The 16,664-nt window shown below is 43.3% G+C and carries 17 protein-coding genes; 2 read left to right on the top strand and 15 right to left on the bottom strand.

The window, feature by feature from the left end; all coding sequences use genetic code 11:
* Positions 1-161: 161 nt before the first annotated feature.
* Positions 162-419, bottom strand: coding sequence for a hypothetical protein (locus tag OSCIL6407_RS0115975; protein WP_007357915.1), 258 nt, complete (start codon positions 417-419; stop codon positions 162-164).
* Between the two features lie 724 nt (positions 420-1,143).
* On the opposite strand from OSCIL6407_RS0115975, the gene OSCIL6407_RS32650 reads away from it, so the two are divergent.
* Positions 1,144-1,425: a group II intron maturase-specific domain-containing protein gene (locus OSCIL6407_RS32650; protein ID WP_267879552.1), complete on the top strand. Its 282-nt coding sequence runs from the start codon at positions 1,144-1,146 to the stop codon at positions 1,423-1,425.
* 106 nt (positions 1,426-1,531) lie between these two features.
* On the opposite strand, the gene OSCIL6407_RS0115970 is transcribed toward OSCIL6407_RS32650, so the two are convergent.
* The 9 genes from OSCIL6407_RS0115970 to nfi all read right to left on the bottom strand — a co-directional run bounded on the left by OSCIL6407_RS0115970 (position 1,532) and on the right by nfi (position 11,678).
* A complete protein-coding gene (locus OSCIL6407_RS0115970; RefSeq protein ID WP_007357914.1) occupies positions 1,532-2,185 on the bottom strand; it encodes a hypothetical protein in 654 nt (217 codons plus the stop codon).
* A gap of 21 nt (positions 2,186-2,206) precedes the next feature.
* Entirely contained in the window at positions 2,207-3,565 is a 1,359-nt protein-coding gene (gene miaB, locus OSCIL6407_RS0115965) for a tRNA (N6-isopentenyl adenosine(37)-C2)-methylthiotransferase MiaB (protein ID WP_007357913.1), read from the bottom strand.
* Between the two features lie 48 nt (positions 3,566-3,613).
* Positions 3,614-4,813 carry a DNA cytosine methyltransferase gene (locus OSCIL6407_RS0115960; RefSeq protein WP_007357912.1) on the bottom strand — a complete coding sequence of 400 codons (1,200 nt, stop codon included), beginning with the start codon at positions 4,811-4,813 and terminating at the stop codon, positions 3,614-3,616.
* Between the two features lies 1 nt (position 4,814).
* A complete protein-coding gene (locus OSCIL6407_RS0115955; protein WP_007357911.1) occupies positions 4,815-6,278 on the bottom strand; it encodes a PAS domain-containing sensor histidine kinase in 1,464 nt (487 codons plus the stop codon).
* Between the two features lie 289 nt (positions 6,279-6,567).
* Positions 6,568-6,996 carry a hypothetical protein gene (locus OSCIL6407_RS0115950; RefSeq protein WP_007357910.1) on the bottom strand — a complete coding sequence of 143 codons (429 nt, stop codon included), beginning with the start codon at positions 6,994-6,996 and terminating at the stop codon, positions 6,568-6,570.
* Positions 6,997-7,362: 366 nt separating this feature from the next.
* Positions 7,363-9,420: an FHA domain-containing protein gene (locus tag OSCIL6407_RS0115945; RefSeq protein WP_007357105.1), complete on the bottom strand. Its 2,058-nt coding sequence runs from the start codon at positions 9,418-9,420 to the stop codon at positions 7,363-7,365.
* Between the two features lie 263 nt (positions 9,421-9,683).
* Positions 9,684-10,226: an FHA domain-containing protein gene (locus tag OSCIL6407_RS0115940; protein ID WP_019487423.1), complete on the bottom strand. Its 543-nt coding sequence runs from the start codon at positions 10,224-10,226 to the stop codon at positions 9,684-9,686.
* Positions 10,227-10,519: 293 nt separating this feature from the next.
* Complete coding sequence (locus tag OSCIL6407_RS0115935; protein ID WP_007358087.1) at positions 10,520-10,753, bottom strand: KGG domain-containing protein; 234 nt, start codon at positions 10,751-10,753, stop codon at positions 10,520-10,522.
* Between the two features lie 265 nt (positions 10,754-11,018).
* Complete coding sequence (gene nfi / locus OSCIL6407_RS0115930) at positions 11,019-11,678, bottom strand: deoxyribonuclease V (RefSeq protein WP_007358086.1); 660 nt, start codon at positions 11,676-11,678, stop codon at positions 11,019-11,021.
* A gap of 248 nt (positions 11,679-11,926) precedes the next feature.
* On the opposite strand from nfi, the gene OSCIL6407_RS0115925 reads away from it, so the two are divergent.
* Positions 11,927-12,757, top strand: coding sequence for a prohibitin family protein (locus tag OSCIL6407_RS0115925; protein WP_007358085.1), 831 nt, complete (start codon positions 11,927-11,929; stop codon positions 12,755-12,757).
* Between the two features lie 56 nt (positions 12,758-12,813).
* Here the strand turns inward: OSCIL6407_RS0115925 and OSCIL6407_RS0115920 are convergent, their stop codons facing one another.
* From OSCIL6407_RS0115920 to radA, 5 genes are all read right to left on the bottom strand, one after another.
* Positions 12,814-13,215 carry a TIGR02588 family protein gene (locus OSCIL6407_RS0115920; protein ID WP_007358084.1) on the bottom strand — a complete coding sequence of 134 codons (402 nt, stop codon included), beginning with the start codon at positions 13,213-13,215 and terminating at the stop codon, positions 12,814-12,816.
* Positions 13,212-14,084, bottom strand: a complete 873-nt coding sequence (locus tag OSCIL6407_RS0115915) for a TIGR02587 family membrane protein (protein WP_007358083.1) — start codon at positions 14,082-14,084, stop codon at positions 13,212-13,214. The genes OSCIL6407_RS0115920 and OSCIL6407_RS0115915 overlap by 4 nt, the downstream gene beginning before the upstream one ends.
* Positions 14,085-14,193: 109 nt before the next feature.
* Positions 14,194-14,580 (bottom strand): type II toxin-antitoxin system VapC family toxin, encoded by a 387-nt coding sequence (locus tag OSCIL6407_RS0115910; RefSeq protein ID WP_007358082.1) that lies wholly within the window; start codon positions 14,578-14,580, stop codon positions 14,194-14,196.
* Complete coding sequence (locus OSCIL6407_RS0115905) at positions 14,577-14,810, bottom strand: type II toxin-antitoxin system Phd/YefM family antitoxin (RefSeq protein WP_007358081.1); 234 nt, start codon at positions 14,808-14,810, stop codon at positions 14,577-14,579. Before OSCIL6407_RS0115905 ends, OSCIL6407_RS0115910 begins: the two co-directional genes overlap by 4 nt.
* A 217-nt stretch (positions 14,811-15,027) precedes the next feature.
* On the bottom strand, positions 15,028-16,557 hold the full coding sequence (gene radA / locus OSCIL6407_RS0115900; protein ID WP_019487421.1) for a DNA repair protein RadA: 1,530 nt from the start codon (positions 16,555-16,557) through the stop codon (positions 15,028-15,030).
* Between the last annotated feature and the right edge of the window lie 107 nt (positions 16,558-16,664).

Here is a 16,664-nt window from a genome sequence, read left to right as displayed (position 1 = left end):
TAGATAGCTGCGGCGAGATCCCGGGCTATAGCTGCCTCTCAAGAAGCAAATTTACTTTAAATGAAAAATGAAAAATGAAAAACGAAGAATCAAAAATTCATCAGAATTTTTGATTCTTCATTCTAAAGTTACAGGAATTGTCAATTAGAATTGGTCAAAAACTAGGCTTTAGCAAATACATTAGTTTGAAGCCAAGACTTGATAGACTTCAGTTGTTCATCTGAGATATCAATTAAAATTAACCAATCTCTCCGCAAAGCATAAAATACTCTGTGAACTGAGTTTTTCTCTTCGTCGTCAAGGATATCTGATAGCAACGCTAAGCTCAAGAGGTTGAAGTCTATGCCTGTAACTTGGCGGGATGTTAAAATTTTGCTGATTACTTCTTGCAGCGGGAGGATGTGGCTTTTGGTGGACATGATGTATCATCTCCTTTTCTGTTGCTTTATTCATTGTCTTTCTACTTTCTCTTCAATACATTGTCTATTTGACCTAAAAAGACTAAGCTAAATTGCTTAGCAGAGGGAAGAAGGAAGAAGGAAGAGGGAAGAAGGAAGAAGGAAGAAGGAAGAGGGAAGACAGTACAAGATACCTCTAGGCGGTTAAGGATAACACTAAGACGGCGGCAGCACTGTAATGCGTAATATCAATTCCGGCTGCACCGGAATTGATATAAGCCCTGGATTTGCGATCGCAACCGCTTTCGTCGTTTAGGGCAACTCCAACTCTTACCTCTGGTTCATAATCGTGCGATTCGTTTAACCCAGCGCGACCTGAAATGGTCGTTTAGTATGCGGAGCCGCCTCCGCTAAGGGATTCACACCCCTTACCCTCACGTAAAAGACTCAAAGCAAGTCCGGTCACGACCCAGTAGGTAACGAAATAGTCGGAGTGCAGACTCGCGTTGGTAACGGAAACCGCCAGTCTAAGGCGGACAAGTGCTAGAGGGAGTTCCCTAATGGTGAACGAAAGTGAACTATCGCTTAAACTGCGTTATACGAAAAAGAGCCAAATTAGGCTGATAGGCTCTGACCAAAAGGTAAATGGATAGGATTTATAGCTTAGGTTTCTATAAATCGTGTGAACATAACCTCCATCGCAGAATAGATAGCACCTAAAAGAACGTGAGTTCGATGGCGTGCCATCGCCTCAACCAAGGTTAAGACTCATCTAGCCAAGATTGCTGAAGTAATAGACACCCACAAAACCCCCCCTCAAGCTGCTTTAATCAGTAAGCTCAATCCAATCATTAGGGGATGGTCAAACTATTACTCGACAGTCGTTAGTAAGGACACCTTCTCAAAGGTTGACGACCTGACATGGCAAAAGCTAAGAGCCTGGGCAAGAAAGAGGGGAAAAGGGAACATCAATAAGGTGGAATTATCAAGGAGCCGGATGATGCGAAAGTATCACGTCCGGTTCTGAAGGAGAGGTAGGAGTGGCAACGCTCCTATCGACTCTAACCATTAGGTCGTAAGCTTTTCCCTCTTCTCTCTTCCCTAGCCCCTAGCCCCTAGTCCCTAGCCCCTAGCTATGACTTCTGCACTGGTTTGACAGAACTGCTATTAGCCCGAACAAAACATTTACTAGGGGCACCTTGAACCGAGCTTTTTTCTACGTAAATCCAGGGTTGTTTGTTATTGTCAAGCAATACGCCAAATCCTGCCGGGCCAGAGTTAATCTCAAAATTTTGCCCCTGTTTAAAAGTGCCAATTACAGGCCAGTTAGGAATATCTAAGACCACAGAGTTACCAGGAGTTTGTATTTGTTCAATCGAAGATTTTCCCATTCGGCAAGTAACACCTTTGCCACTTGGATCGACAATTTGCCAATATTTATGAGATGTTCTTTGATAGTCTCCTTGTGCATTAGGCTTTGGTAACTCAGATTGAGGTACTTGATTAACTTGAGATGTAGGAGTTGTGGGACTAGGTTTTGGAGTTGCACTTGCCGTTGGTTTTGGAGTTACAGTTGTTTGATTCGCTTGAGATGTAGGAGTTGTAGAATTAGGTTGCGGAGTTGCACTTGCCGTTGGTTTTGGAGTTACTGCCGGTTCATTAGCTTCAGGAGTTGGTTGAGCACAACCAAAAAAGCTAATCCCTAAAACTCCCGAAATTAGCATTAAGCCAAGCAACTTTTTAACTTGACTGTACTGGTCAACATTAACTGGTTTTAATCCCTTCATTTTAGAACCTATAATTGCAAATTATGAAACTGAGCCATTATACCAGAGATCGCCAGTCAAACTGAAGGCACGAACATCAGTGATTTTTACCTGCACTAGCTGACCCCTTAACTCCTCAATATTTCCCCGTAAAAATGTCAGACGGTTGCCACGTCCTCGACCCATAACTTGAGTTGCATCTTTCTGGTTTTGGTCTTCTACTAGCACTTCTTCAATACGTCCCAGATAGCGCTGCGAACGTTCCATTGCCGTCTGAGTAACCACATGATTTAAACGTTGTAACCTATCAGCCTTTACCTCCTCGCTTAACTGGGTATCCCACAAAGCTGCTGGAGTTCCAGGCCGAGGCGAATAAGCCGCCGTATTCACCAAATCAAACCGCATATCAACTACTAGGTTCAGCGTCTTTTCAAACTGTGCTTCGCTTTCCCCAGGAAAACCAACAATCGCATCAGCGCTAATTGAAGCATCCGGCATATATTGACGAATTGTCTCAATAATCCGGCGATATTTTTCCTGAGTATAACCCCGCGCCATCGCCTTTAAAATGTCATTATCCCCCGATTGAAAGGGAATGTGAAAATGTTCGCATACCTGGGGCAATTCTGCACAAGCTTTAATTAACCTTTCCGTGAAATAACGCGGGTGGCTAGTTGCAAAACGAATCCGTTCAATCCCCGGCACATCGCTTACATAGTAAAGTAAATCAGTCAAGGTATACTGATTGCTACCATCGGGTTTTGTTCCGGGCAAATCGCGACCATAGGCATCAATATTTTGCCCCAATAAAGTTACTTCCTTGTAACCTTGACGACCTAATTCTTCCATTTCTGCCCGAATTGCTTTAGGAGTTCGCGACTGTTCAATACCCCGCACATTCGGCACTACACAATAAGTGCAGCGTTCATTACAGCCATAAATTACATTCACCCAAGCTGTCACCTTACTATCGCGGCGCGGCTTAGTGATATCTTCCATAATATGGACGGCATCTGTAGCAACTACCTGATTGCCATCAAACACTTGTTCAAGTAAATCTTGTAAGCGATTTGCGTGTTGCGGCCCCATCACTAAATCTAATTCAGGAACTCGCCGCAGTAACGCTTCGCCTTCTTGCTGGGCCACGCATCCAGCAACAATTAAAGTCAGTTCTGGTTCTACACGCTTGCGGCCGGCTTGTCTTCCCAGATAGGAATAAACTTTGTGTTCGGCACTGTCCCGAATGCTACAAGTATTGTAGAGAATTAAGCTGGCTTCATTGGGGTCTTCAGACCACTCGAAACCCATATCTTCTAGGATGCCGGCCATGCGTTCCGAGTCGGCTTTGTTCATCTGGCATCCGAAGGTGGTAATGTGATAGCGGCGGGGAGTGGCGGTCATAGTAGGCTGTCGGCAATTTAGAGAATCAAGGTTTTAAACCTTGATAGATTATATAGCAGTTGTCAATGAACTGTGAATATATTCACTGGTACTGTAAGCTTTATACTCACTTCTCTCCCAAAACTCAATCATACTTTTGGCAATTCCTTTCGCCGCCAAAAAAGGTACACCATTTCCCACAGTTTTAAACATATTACTTAGCGTCATCGAAGCCGGTAATACAAATTCTTTAGGCAAAGATTGAATAGCCAACACCTCCGCGACAGATAGCCGACGAACTTTGTAAGGATGTAAATGCACTTCATTATTCCCATAACAGGCTGTCGGTGAATAACGCCATCTATGCAGCCGCTTAAATGACTTTCTCGAATCATCTCCCTCATCAACAACAGCAAAGCGCTTAATCCCGGCTTTCGGCTTGAAACAATGTTCAGCATTGGGATGATTCATCACATCATTTTTCTGGAACCAAAACTCAACTGTTAACTCTTGAGGAATGCCATTTGCACAAGGAAGCAGCGAATTTTCTTCAAATGAATTCGTAGAGGGCCAAGAGTAAGCAAAAGCCTGGGACTTGGGATATATAATCTGACTATTCCAAGGAAAAACACCTTCAGGCAACATTCCCCCAACTTCATCAAGTTTGATGCCCCTATCCTTAATTAAATCCTTACGGAAACCTAGTAAAATAATTCTATCTCTATCTTGTGGCACTCCATATTCTATTGCATTAATTAGGCGCTCTGTCAATACATAGCCAGCTTGGTTTAGCCGATTTTTACACTCCTCAAAAAACACTCTATGCTTTTGAGTTCTCCACAAACCTTTAACATTTTCAAACAAAAAGAAATCAGGCTGTTGCTGACAAATTAACTCAACGTAAGCAGCAGAAAGCTTACCCTTCTCCCCTTCCTGACCTCGATTTTTTCCACCAACAGAAAAGTCAGGACAAGGCGGCCCAGCAATAAACCCAATAATATCATTATTTTTACGGGCATCCTGCATCAATTCTCGCAACTTTAGCGCTGCTTCTCCTGCTGTCAGTCGCGTTACATCTGCCTCCTCTCCTTCAGAGTAACCATATTCTGGCAATGGCAGATTTAGGCATTTACGAGAGTAACGGTAAGCCTGCATAAATGGCGAGAAAATTTCATTGATATAAGCTATCTTAAAACCACTCAACTCAAAACCTAAATCGAGAAAGCCTGAGCCTGCGAAAAAAGAGAAAATACAGTAAGATTTTTTCATTCTAGACGCGATCTTGCTGAGAAATAGGAATCGAAATTACAAACTGAGTTCCACAGCCAAGCTGTGAAAAACATTCTAACTTACCTTTATGTTTTTCGACGATAATATGGTAAGAAATAGACAGCCCTAAGCCAGTACCTTTTCCTACATCTTTTGTTGTAAAAAATGGGTCGAATAGCCGTTGCATAACTTCTGGTTCTACCCCACATCCATTGTCAATAATAGAAATTATGACTTGATTTTCCTCTCCCACTTTAGTCTTAATCCTAATTGTAGGAATCGGGCAAAGAGAATAAACCTCTATTTCTTCTTCCTTGTTTTTCATTACTTGGAGTTGCTTAATTCTGAATCCTTCTAAAGCATCAATTGCATTAGCAATAATATTCATAAATACCTGATTTAACTGACTTGGGTAGCACTCAACTAGCGGCAGATTACCATATTCTTTGATCGCGCGAACTTCAGCAAGTTTACCTTGTCTTTTAAGTTGATTTTGTAGAATCAGCAGCGTACTATCGATGCCTTCGTGAATATCAACTGGCTTCATTTTAGCTTCATCATGTCTTGAAAAGTTCCGCAAAGACAAAACTATCTCGCGAATCCGGTTCGCCCCCATTTTCATCGAACTTAGTAGTTTTGGCAAATCTTCTATTAAGAAATCTACATCACTTTCCTGAGCTACCATTTTAATCTCTGGGACTGGATTCGGATAATTTTCCTGGTAAAGATTCAGCAATTTTAGCAAGGAGTGAATGTACTCATTAGCATGAACAAGATTTCCATAGATAAAGCTGACAGGATTATTAATTTCATGGGCAACTCCAGCAACTAATTGCCCTAAACTCGATAATTTTTCAGCTTGAACTAGCTGGGATTGAGTAATTTTTAGCTCTTTTAGGGCAATTTCCAGTTGTTCCGCCTGTTTGCGAGATTCCTCCTCTGCTTCCTTAGCCTCTGTGATTTCATATCTGATCGATAAATATTTATAGGGTTGCCCGCTTTCATCTAAAAAGGGTATGACGGTGGTATCTACCCAGTAATATGTTCCATCTTTGGCCCGGTTTTTAATTATAGCTTTCCAAACTTTACCAGCGGTAATAGTCTGCCAAAATTCCTTGAAAAATTCTTGAGAATGATAGCCAGAATTGATAATTTTGTGAGTTTTCCCAATCAGCTCTTTGCGGCTATATTTAGATATTTCACAAAATTTATCGTTGATATAGCTGATAATGCCTTTGGCATCAGTCATGGCAACTATCGCTGAGTTATCTAGTGCAAATTTTAGTTCGGATAGTTCTTTAATTGTTTCTCGCAATTTCTCATCTACATACTTGTAATTGGCAAAGGCTTGCCCGTAAGTTTCTATAGTATGTTCTCCTAAATTTGCCTTGATTTCATCTACTCTAGCTTCCTTTACTTGAGACTCCTTAGCTTGACTTTGATTCTGAACCTGATTATTATCCATATTAGTTCTCTACAGAGTTAACAGCTACTAGATCCCCCCTGAAAAACTTTCCGACTTATGGGCAAGCATTCAGAAAATTTATTTTTTTTCTAGTCTGAAGATTTTGCAGAGCTTTTGATGCCACATAACCCACGAATGGCAGCAAATTACCCTAATTTTAAATATTGATTTCAATTATACTCTATTTTTGAGTGATTAGAGAGATGTTAACGATCTCTTAATATTATTGATATCGAGCAAATACAGCGCGAGCTTAATCTTACAACGACTTAAATTTAAGTTAAATAACTTAAAACCATTGACCGCCACGGAAACGCCAGTAGGGAAATAAAACTCGGAGTAATGTTTGCGACGCGAGATAAATTGTCACCCAGACTAAACTATAGTGCAAGCCAAAGGCGGCTAAATCAAAATCCTCCTGCTCTATGCCTGGTAAACCCAGAATTTCGATCAAAAACACCAAAAAAATAGCTTCCCAAACACCGCTCAACAATTGAAAAGCTCCCGGCCAATCTCGATCCCACCGGAACTGCTGAATGTAAATATATAAAACATCCCAAATCAATCCAAAAATCCCTATATATCCTAGTATCCAGAAAAATATCCAACCTGATTTAGAGCCAATTAATCCTAAAAAAAAAGGTATTGTTACTGCAACTCCCACAGTTGCAAATAGTAATAACCGAGTCTGCCAGCGACCGAAGAGAGTAGGAGTCATTTTGAAGAAGGGGCTAGGGGGCTAGGGAAAGAGAGGGGGCGGGGGAGCGGGGGGCGGGGAGATGGGGGAGATGGGGGGAGATGGGGGAGGATGGGGGAGATGGGGGAGATGGGGGAGATGGGTAATTAGCAATTAGCAATTAGCCATTAGCCATTAGCAATTAGCAATTAGCAATTAGCCATTACCAATTACCCATTAGCCATTACCCATTACCCATTAGCCATTACCCATTACCAATTAACACAATTGAGACCAAATTATAACTTTTTATTAATTAATTGAGGGGTATTACCCCTTAAGGGTGTATGCTAGTAAGCATAGTAGATGCACCCTGACGAGCGCCCGCAATTTGGGCGTTTTTTATTTTCAACCTGGAGATTGGTTGAGGGCCCACTTCCACCACTGAGTTAGGGATCTCACAGCGCCCAAACTCTGCATCCCTGGAGCTCGCGCCGCCGCTAAACTCTCAATAGAGCGCAGGGCAGCATATTGTAAACCCAGGAAACTATCTACAGGTGCGTAGGGGCCACCTAAAGTAATTGCGCCTGCGGCATACATTCGGCCCCCTCGATCGCCCCAGCTTCCCTTAGCAAGAAGGGCATTTGATGTTTTCCCCTGATTAACGGGAGTCAGAGGCGATCGCATTTCCCGTAATTCAAAATCATTACTAATACTCAAACGCCCCAAATGATTGAGAGGGAGGTTATATTGATTGACTAAATCTTCTAGCAGCGGGCTCGTCTTGACTTTAGCATCCAAACCAGTCGCATCAATAATAAAATCCGCCGCTAACTGTAGCTGTCCCTTTAACCCCTTCTCCTGAATATAAGTCACCGTGCGGTTTTGAGCATCCCGTTCGACTCGTTCCACTTCCCCAAAAGTAATTTGATACCATCCTTGACTGAGGCCTTCTCGGACTATACGCCGCCAATCGCTGCGATTAGCAGTAGTAGTACCACCCCAATCCGTCAGAAGTTCTGAGCGATTCTCAATAGCAGCATTCTCCAGAATTACCCGCAAGTCCCCGCCCCAGCAAGCTTTTGGCCAGTTGAAAGGCTGAAATTCACAGTGATTTTCTACTTTTCGTCTGGCGCGACCGAATTTATTACCTTGCGGTCTAGGCGATCGCATCAAATGCAATACTTGAATATTCTGATTTCTCGCCCTAGCTTCATAAAGCCGCTGTACCACCCGCGAAGCTACAATTCCCCGACCTCTAATCAATACTGTGCCACCATTGCGTTCTAAATATTCATAGACAAAATCGTGACTTTCATAGGCATTAACAACTGACTTGAAATCGCGGGTTTGTTCGCGATAAGCTTGCAAATCCGGGAGGAACTGAATCGCTGGATAGCCCGTAGCTAAATGCACATATTTAGCTATAACAAAAGCATGAGAGCGTTGGCTAGCACTAGAAGAAGAATAAGCGATCGCATATCTACCATCATCAGTTTTACGAATACTCAGAACTCGTCCATAGCGATAGATTTCTTTCCACCCAATTCTATCAGCTTCTCTATCAATTGAATCGAACACATTACCAGATTTTGGCGTGTAAGTTTCCGCAAAAGTTGGTTCTGAAAAAACTTGCCACATCAACTTCAACGACTTGCCCAAATGTCCATCCAGCATTTCCCGCCAAGCTTCTCGCACTGCGTAGGGAGGCCAACCCCAAATATTATCGGGACAGGAATCAGAATTGGAACGTAATCTTTCGTGGGCTGGAATTTGAGAATTGAGACAGAGGCGTTGATAGCGAGCGTAGGGTTTATCTTCCATCCCTAAAGCCCAAATTTGAGAAGTTTTTACTCCACAAATTCTTAGTAAATTTACCCAAAAGAAACTACCCAATCCTCCCCCAATTGCAGCATAATCAATTTCACTAACTGGTAAGCCAGTAGCATAGATTGATTGTGCTGTCAAAACAGCAGATTGCAAAAATATAGGCGGGGGAAAGCCACTTCCTCTAGAGCCGCTGGGTGAAGGTGGAGACAGAGGTAGTTGGGGAAACCAATTAGGATCGGGTAAATTTGTAGTGGGGTTGAAAAAAATCTGGGAATTTCTAGTAGGTAAACTATGACTAGGGGCGAAGTAAATAACAATTGAATAGGGGCCAATTTGGAGAGTATCGCCATTAGCTAAAACGCTGCGATGTTGGCGGATACCATTGACAAAAGTACCGTTGCGGCTGCCTGTATCCGTCACAACAATACTGCCTTTTTCTAAAGCGATCGCGGCGTGGAAGCGAGAGACTTGACTGTTGTTGAGGGCAATTCTAGAAACGCGATCGCCATTAATTGTCGCCGGCATACTCTCAAAGATTCGCCCTATAGCAATTGGTAGTTCCAGCAAGGGCTCGCGGCGATCGCCTAAGCTTGTGTCTTCCCAACTGAGTTGAAGGCGCAAGGGTTGAGGATTCATAATTTAGAAGGCAGGAGGCAGGAGGCAGAAGAAGGAAGAAGGAAGAAGGAAGAAGGAAGAAGGAAGAAGGAAGAAGGATTTAGTTATCTAGGAGAGAAGGAAGAACGCTTATACAGCCAACTTTTTAGCCATCGTTATCTTATGTTTAATTACATGGATTTACTTATTTTCGTCAAAAAACTGCTGGTCGAGCTCCGTCGAAACCCGGTTTCTTTGGTTGGGTGCGTAAGTCCTGTCACTAAAGCCTTCTTCCTTCGGCTATATTACTGCGAACCGGAGGGCGGTAACACTACACTTACCGCTGCTGCTAAAGAAGTACCACACCAAGGACAACCAATATCTAACTGGGAGTAGGGAGAAATGTGCAGACACTTGGGACATTTCAAACCGTATTCTGTGGGCCCCGTTGCCGACGGGTACTGGGCTACATTTGCGGGTGGAGGTAGTAAAACCGTCGGGGGAACCCCACTCGTACCAAGAAAAACCGAAACCACCTTTACTTCCACTTGTCCCAAATAGATGTAAGTGCCAGAATTTAGAACTGCCTCTCCCTGATTTAATATTTTTCCATCAACTAGCGGTGGGTTACTATCCCGCAAATTCCGCAGATAGAACATATTTGTCTGGTCATTAAAAAATAGTTCAACGTGGAGCCCAGATACAGTCGGGTGAGATACAACTAAATCACACCGCGTGCGATCGCGCCCTATCCGTACAGTACCCGGATTTTTGCTCGCCTGTTTCCCTTGAATTGTCTGGGTTACGAGTTGACCTGCTTCTGTCCACTCTAAAGTTATCGAACACATAATAGCTAACCCTTACATTATTCGCTGTCCAAGTCTAATATTTTGTACCGGAACCGCCAAGGTCACGCTTGACGTTATTAATTGCTGAAACCATTGCTGGGAATTGTATTTCCCTTCTACCCTTATCGATAACTAAATCTCTTCTAAACAATGAATTTTTCCGACTCTTGTTGATAACTAAATTCTGCCTTCTAGGAAAAAGCCAAACAAAAAGCCCCACTTTGGGGGCTTTTGTTGTCCTATCAACTTAAATCTGATTGGACGCGGGGATATGCAAGTTTACTGCTTTTAGTTTACACACTTTCGCTCTTACGGCTTTTGCGACCGCCTTCGCGGCCAATTTCTGCCATGTGTTCACGATTTCGGCTAACTGCTTCCCCACCTTTTTGGCCAGCTTGTCTAGCTTCTTCAGGGGTGAATTCGTGGGCAGTTCCTTTTGCGTGGGCTGCTTTTCCGCCTTTACTAGCAATTTCGCGCTGTTTTTCTGCGTCCATAGAGGCGAATCCGCGCTTACTTTTCTCTGCCATGCCAATGCTCCTTGTTTTTGCAAATGTTTTTAGCATCTGAGGGTTATTCTAAAAATTTCAGAACCCTCGTACATCTTTCTAAGGGATAATCTTTTTTTACATCGGGGGAAGCATACAACTTTCAACCCTACAGAAAAGACTTCCTTAATTCATAGGTGTCCACTAGAGCGCACCCACAGTTGATTTTTCATTTAAGTTATGAGGGAATATTCAGAATCCTCGCCTCGTTGTTGCTTTTCTAGTCTTGTCTTTGGGCATTCCTCTGTTAACCTGATGAGAGTCGATCGGCATACCGTGTTGTCTCAGGTAGACGATACTTTAGAGTACAACGCATCACGCAGTCAATAGCTTTATTTAAGCTTACCTTGTGGCCGATGGAAATATAAATCGGTTTTACTCCGTTTTGGGTTCTGAGTACAGCACCAATAATTTCCTGGCGATCGCACAAGGGCCGCCAACTACCACGTTCGGAGGGTACTGGTTCATGCTCTCCGATAAAACGAGTTTTAGCAACACCTATAGTAGGAACTTGTGTCAATACTCCCAAATGACAGGCGAGACCAAACCTCCGGGGATGAGCTAAACCTTGACCATCACAAAGAATTAAGTCCGGGGTAGTGGTGAGATTTTCTAGGGCTGCCAGCACTGCGGGTACTTCCCGAAAGGATAAAAAACCGGCAATGTAGGGAAAACTCACAGGGACTTGGACAACGACCTGTTCCTTTAATTGTAAGTCAGGAAATGTCAAAACTGCGACAGCCGCCTGTGCGATCGCCGTTTTTTCTTCATAGGCCACATCCACGCCGGCGACATAGCGGATCGTTCCGAGTTGGTCTTCGGCGATTACCTCCGACTGGAGTTGCTGCTGAATCCCGATCGCCTCCTCAACAGTCTCAGGCCATTCATGTCGTTGCGAAATCTTCATTGGAAGTAAATTTATCAAAAATAATTTTAGATTAAGACTTACGTAGTTACTACAATTTTCTGTCATTGCGAGAGCTAAACGTACCACAGTTGCCAGGAACTAAGCAATCTGAGGGCACTAAGCAACCCCAAAGCAATCTCACACCTTGATTTCTCTCGATCGGCGGAAAAGTTTATGAGAGTTGAATTTTCGCTCAAAGGCTAACATAGAGAAATACTAGATAAGACTAATATAAGGTACTAAGATTTATGAAAATCACCCAAACAGCTTTTCCTTACAACCTTGCCGTATACATCATCGGCGGCGTTGTCATCGCGATCGGAGCCCTGCTTTTTAAACCCTTTACCATTGTTAATGCTGGCGAACGAGGCGTAGTCATGCGCTTCGGCAAAGTTCAGGAGCAAATATTAGATGAAGGCATTCACCCAGTTATGCCAATAGTCACATCTGTTAAAACTCTCAGCGTTCGCGTACAAAAGACTGATTTGAAGGCAGAAGCAGCATCTAAAGATTTGCAAAGAATTACTGCCGATCTAGCAATAAACTGGAATATAGACCCCACTAAGGCGAATCAAGTTTACCAGCAGGTAGGAAGCGAAGAACAAATTGTGGATGGAATTTTGAATCCGGCAGTTTCCGAAGTCCTAAAAGCTGCCACTGCCAAAAAAACAGCGTTGGAAATTATCACTAAACGCACAGAATTAAAAGCCGAAATTGACAATAGTCTCAGGAACCGTTTAGCACCTTATGGAGTGCTAGTGAAAGATGTTTCTCTGGTAAATTTCGGCTTTTCACCGGAGTTTAGCAAAGCGATAGAATCTAAGCAAATAGCTGAACAGGAAGCTAAACAAGCTGAATTTTTGGCATTGAAAGCAACGCAAGAAGCTCAAGCTCAAATTAACCGTGCTAAGGGTCAAGCAGAGGCCCAGCGTTTGCAGCGCATGACTTTAACTCCAGAACTTCTTCAACAGCAAGCAATTGAAAAATGGAATGGTCAGTTTCCAACTGTAATGGGAGGTAACGGAGCATTACCGTTTGTAAATATTACCGTACCTGATAGCCAAACTGCGAAAAAGTAATTGTTAACGGTTAACGGTTAACAGTTAACAGTTAACCGTTAACTATTTATGTTACCTTATGGCAATTTGTAACTTGCTACTCGCAAAATTAACTGACCTTTGCGCGGATCGCGGCTGAAAATAAAAGCACCTTCTTGAGTTTCACCGCTTGACAAAAAATCTATTTGCTGTTCTCCACTTTCCACAACTTCTCCATTAACTCGCAGTTCCGCTATAACTTGGACTGATTCAGCGGTTTCGCCACCCGTATTAGTAAGTATAAATGGTATGTAAAATTGCCCTCCTGTTTCGCGCATAGCTGTATTTTGCGTGACAGAGAGGATAGGAGGTTCGTGTTTGTTAGTCAGCCAATTGTAGACTACTAATCCGCTCAGGGTAGCGAGGATAAAACTCGCGATCGCAAATGTCACCCATTCCGCCAGCGATCGTTTAAACTGCTTTTGATTATCCTCTGTCATACTGTTAACCTTCCTGCCGCGCCGCCAATTGTTGCAGGCAATCCTAATACTAATGTATAGCTCAACCATACTGACCAAGGATCGCTAAAGTTGAGCTTGTCGAAAAAGTACAGCATGAATGTAGATGCCGCAAGTGACACTAAATAAGCCATTATCGTTTCGCTAAGTGGGCGTTGAAAGATACCTTGCTGCTGGTAGCGTTTTACTTGGTGGGTAAAGCCGGCCGCAAACACAATACCATAGGAAATTAGCAGAGAAGCGGCGATAATGGCTAATTGCCAAGGGGGAGATATGGCTGCGGCTAACATGGGAACTTCATCGGTGGGTGCAATGTTGAAAGCAATGATGGTAGCGCCGATTAAAGTAGCGCCGATATCTGCTAAAGTTGCATTAATAGTAGTTTCCTTTTTTTTATCTTGTTCGTCGTCATCCGAACCCTGATTGCGATCGCCACTCAAAACTGCTCGCGCGATCGCCACTCCCAGAGAAAAGGAAAGGCCTTCAAATATCACTTTTCCTAAAATTTCTTGCAGAGGTGTCTCTGGGGTAATTTCTCGGAGTAAAAATAGGATCAGTGCGGCGCAGACAGTCCCGATCGCAATGGCTTCTACAGTGTCGATTAGAGCTTCTTGGAAGCGAATATTCTTTGTTTTGCGAAATCCTTCAGTCCGGTTAAGCAGGAAAACGGCGACAAAAGTAGATGCGATCGCGCCTAGCATTTGTGGCGGTTTAGTAGATGAACCGATCCACCAAACCTCCATTGTATAAAGTAAGGGAATGCCAAATAAAAATCCGCCCGATGCACCGCGAATTATGGCATCTAATTCATTTAACCATGAATTTTTATGGTGTTTTTTTATCTTGCTCATTCTTTGGTCAAAATCTGCTTATATAATTTATATTTAATCAAAGCTAAGCCCAGATTTGCTGAATTATATCTCGCACTTGCGCCCAATAGTTGTTAAATAATAACATGATTTACCATAACCTCGCGATCGCATAGGCATCAAAAACAGAATCTACACTCAAAATAGGTATCTGTTCCGCTATTGCCTGTGCAATTATCAGCCGATCGAATGGATCGCGATGATGCAAAGGTAGCGAAGCAACAACCTCAATTTGGTGTAGATTAATCTCCAGTATCCCCATGTTACTAACACTGAGTTGTTGCCTGATAAACTCCATAAAAGGCAGACTGAAACTCAATCTGCCTATACTGTGCTTAATCGCCATTTCCCAAATACTAGCTGTACTGACTAGCTTCTCGTTATTTTCATCTTCAATTATGGTTTTGACATTAATGCTAAGTCTAGGGTTATCGGTGACGTACCAAATAAAGGTATGAGTGTCCAACAATAGCCTCATTCCATATACTCCTTAAACTCTTCTAACGGTTCGTCAAAGTCATCGGACATCCAAACCATACCTTTAGCAGTTCCAGCTTGGGATGGCCAACGCTTCTTAGTTTGTGGTATTACCACTAATTTTACAACAGGTTGGTTATCCTTACTAATCACAACTTCTTCACCTTTAATCGCCGCTTCGATTAATTCGCCCAGATTCTTTTTAGCCTCGGCAACATCTATTTCGTGCATAACTATTACCTCTCGATTATCCATTCACAGGACTTACGTATTATATAACACTCTAGCATTTGTAAGAAGCAAAAAAAGAACTTACGCTCAGGGCTCCAGAAACCGGGTTTTTGAGAGAATATGTGGTGAAAACGAAGTATTTTCATCAAAAAACCCGGTTTCTTTATTTGGGTACGTAAGTTCCCCTATTCAACAGTTAACAGTTAACTGTTAACTGTTAACTATCATCATCTGACTCCAATTGACGGGGAGTAGCAGGAATTGCGGCAATAATTGCATCAATCACCTTCGCCACTGGAATAATTTGCATCCCCAAATCTGGCGGTGTTTGATTGTGAGGAATAATTGCCCGTTTAAACCCTAATTTTGCCGCCTCCCTCAGCCTTAATTCTAGTTGTGAAACGGGTCGCACTTGCCCGCCTAAACCTACTTCTCCTAATAACACAGTCCGCGCATCCACCACGCGATCGCGGAAACTAGCTACTACTGCGATCGCAACTCCCAAATCCGCAGCAGGTTCCTCCACTTTTAACCCGCCCACCGTTGCCACAATCGTATCTAATTTAGATAGGGGAATCCCGACTCTCTTCTCTAAAACAGCTAGAATTTGCTGCAATCTAGCATTATCAACCCCAGTAGTAGCGCGGCGCGGCGAACCAAAACTCGCAGGACTAACTAAAGCTTGAATTTCTACTACAATTGGGCGAGTGCCTTCACAAGCAACTGTCGTCGATGTACCCGGAGAAAACTCATCTCGATTACCCAAAAATAACTCTGAGGGATTATCGACTTCTCGCAACCCATTGGCGATCATTTCAAATACTCCGATTTCGTGAGTTGCACCAAAGCGGTTTTTCATAGAACGTAACAATCGGTGAGAAGCAAAGCGATCGCCCTCAAAATACAGTACAGTATCGACCAAATGCTCTAAAACCCTCGGCCCCGCTAAGCCCCCATCTTTCGTCACATGACCGACAATAAATAAAGTAATATTTGCCCGCTTCGCCACCTGCATCAACGCCGAAGTACATTCCCGTACCTGCGCCACCGAACCCGGGGCCGATGTTAAACTAGCAAAATAAACCGTCTGAATACTGTCAATTACTGCTAAATTCGGTTTCAGCGATTCCAACTCCCGCAAAATCACCTCTAAATCAGTTTCCGGGAGTAAGTAAAAATTCTCCGCTGAATTGTCTATTTCGCGATCGCCCGAATTCTTCGCCTTTTCCCCACTACCATTAGCATTTTGTCCATTGGCAGATAAATTTACCGGAGTAGCAACACCCAAACGCTGCGATCGCAACTTCACCTGCTGACCCGACTCCTCCGCACTCACATACAGTATGCGATCCTTGCGCGACAGTTGATTCGCCACCTGCAACAACAGCGTTGATTTCCCAATCCCCGGTTCCCCCCCAATCAACACCAAAGAACCCGGAACAATCCCCCCTCCCAAAACCCGATCCAATTCCCCATAACCAGAAGGCCAACGTGACTGTGATTGGTCAGCAATCTGTGATAATTTGAAAGATGCTCTCGGCTGACCAGAAGACTTATCTGGTGTTAAGTTGCCCGTTTCCCTAGTGGTTACGCCAGTCAAACCCACTCTGCCCGCTGGAGTTGTGGGGATAATCTCTAGCTGTTCATCAAAAGAGTCCCAATTCTGACAGCTAGGACACCTGCCGAAGTATTGGGGCGACTCGTAGCCGCATTCCCGACAAACATATTGTGTGCGAGGCTTTGGCATTGTTTACAATATAGAGTAACCTTAACATTTGAAAAAGCCTGAATAAGAGCAATAACAAGGCTTTCAGGCCGAACACAAGTGATTAAAAGAGTTTGTGTCTTAATGAT

Origin of the sequence: Kamptonema formosum PCC 6407 (assembly GCF_000332155.1) — a bacterium.
Taxonomy (GTDB): domain Bacteria; phylum Cyanobacteriota; class Cyanobacteriia; order Cyanobacteriales; family Microcoleaceae; genus Kamptonema; species Kamptonema formosum.
This window is presented reverse-complemented; position numbering and strand designations above follow the sequence as displayed.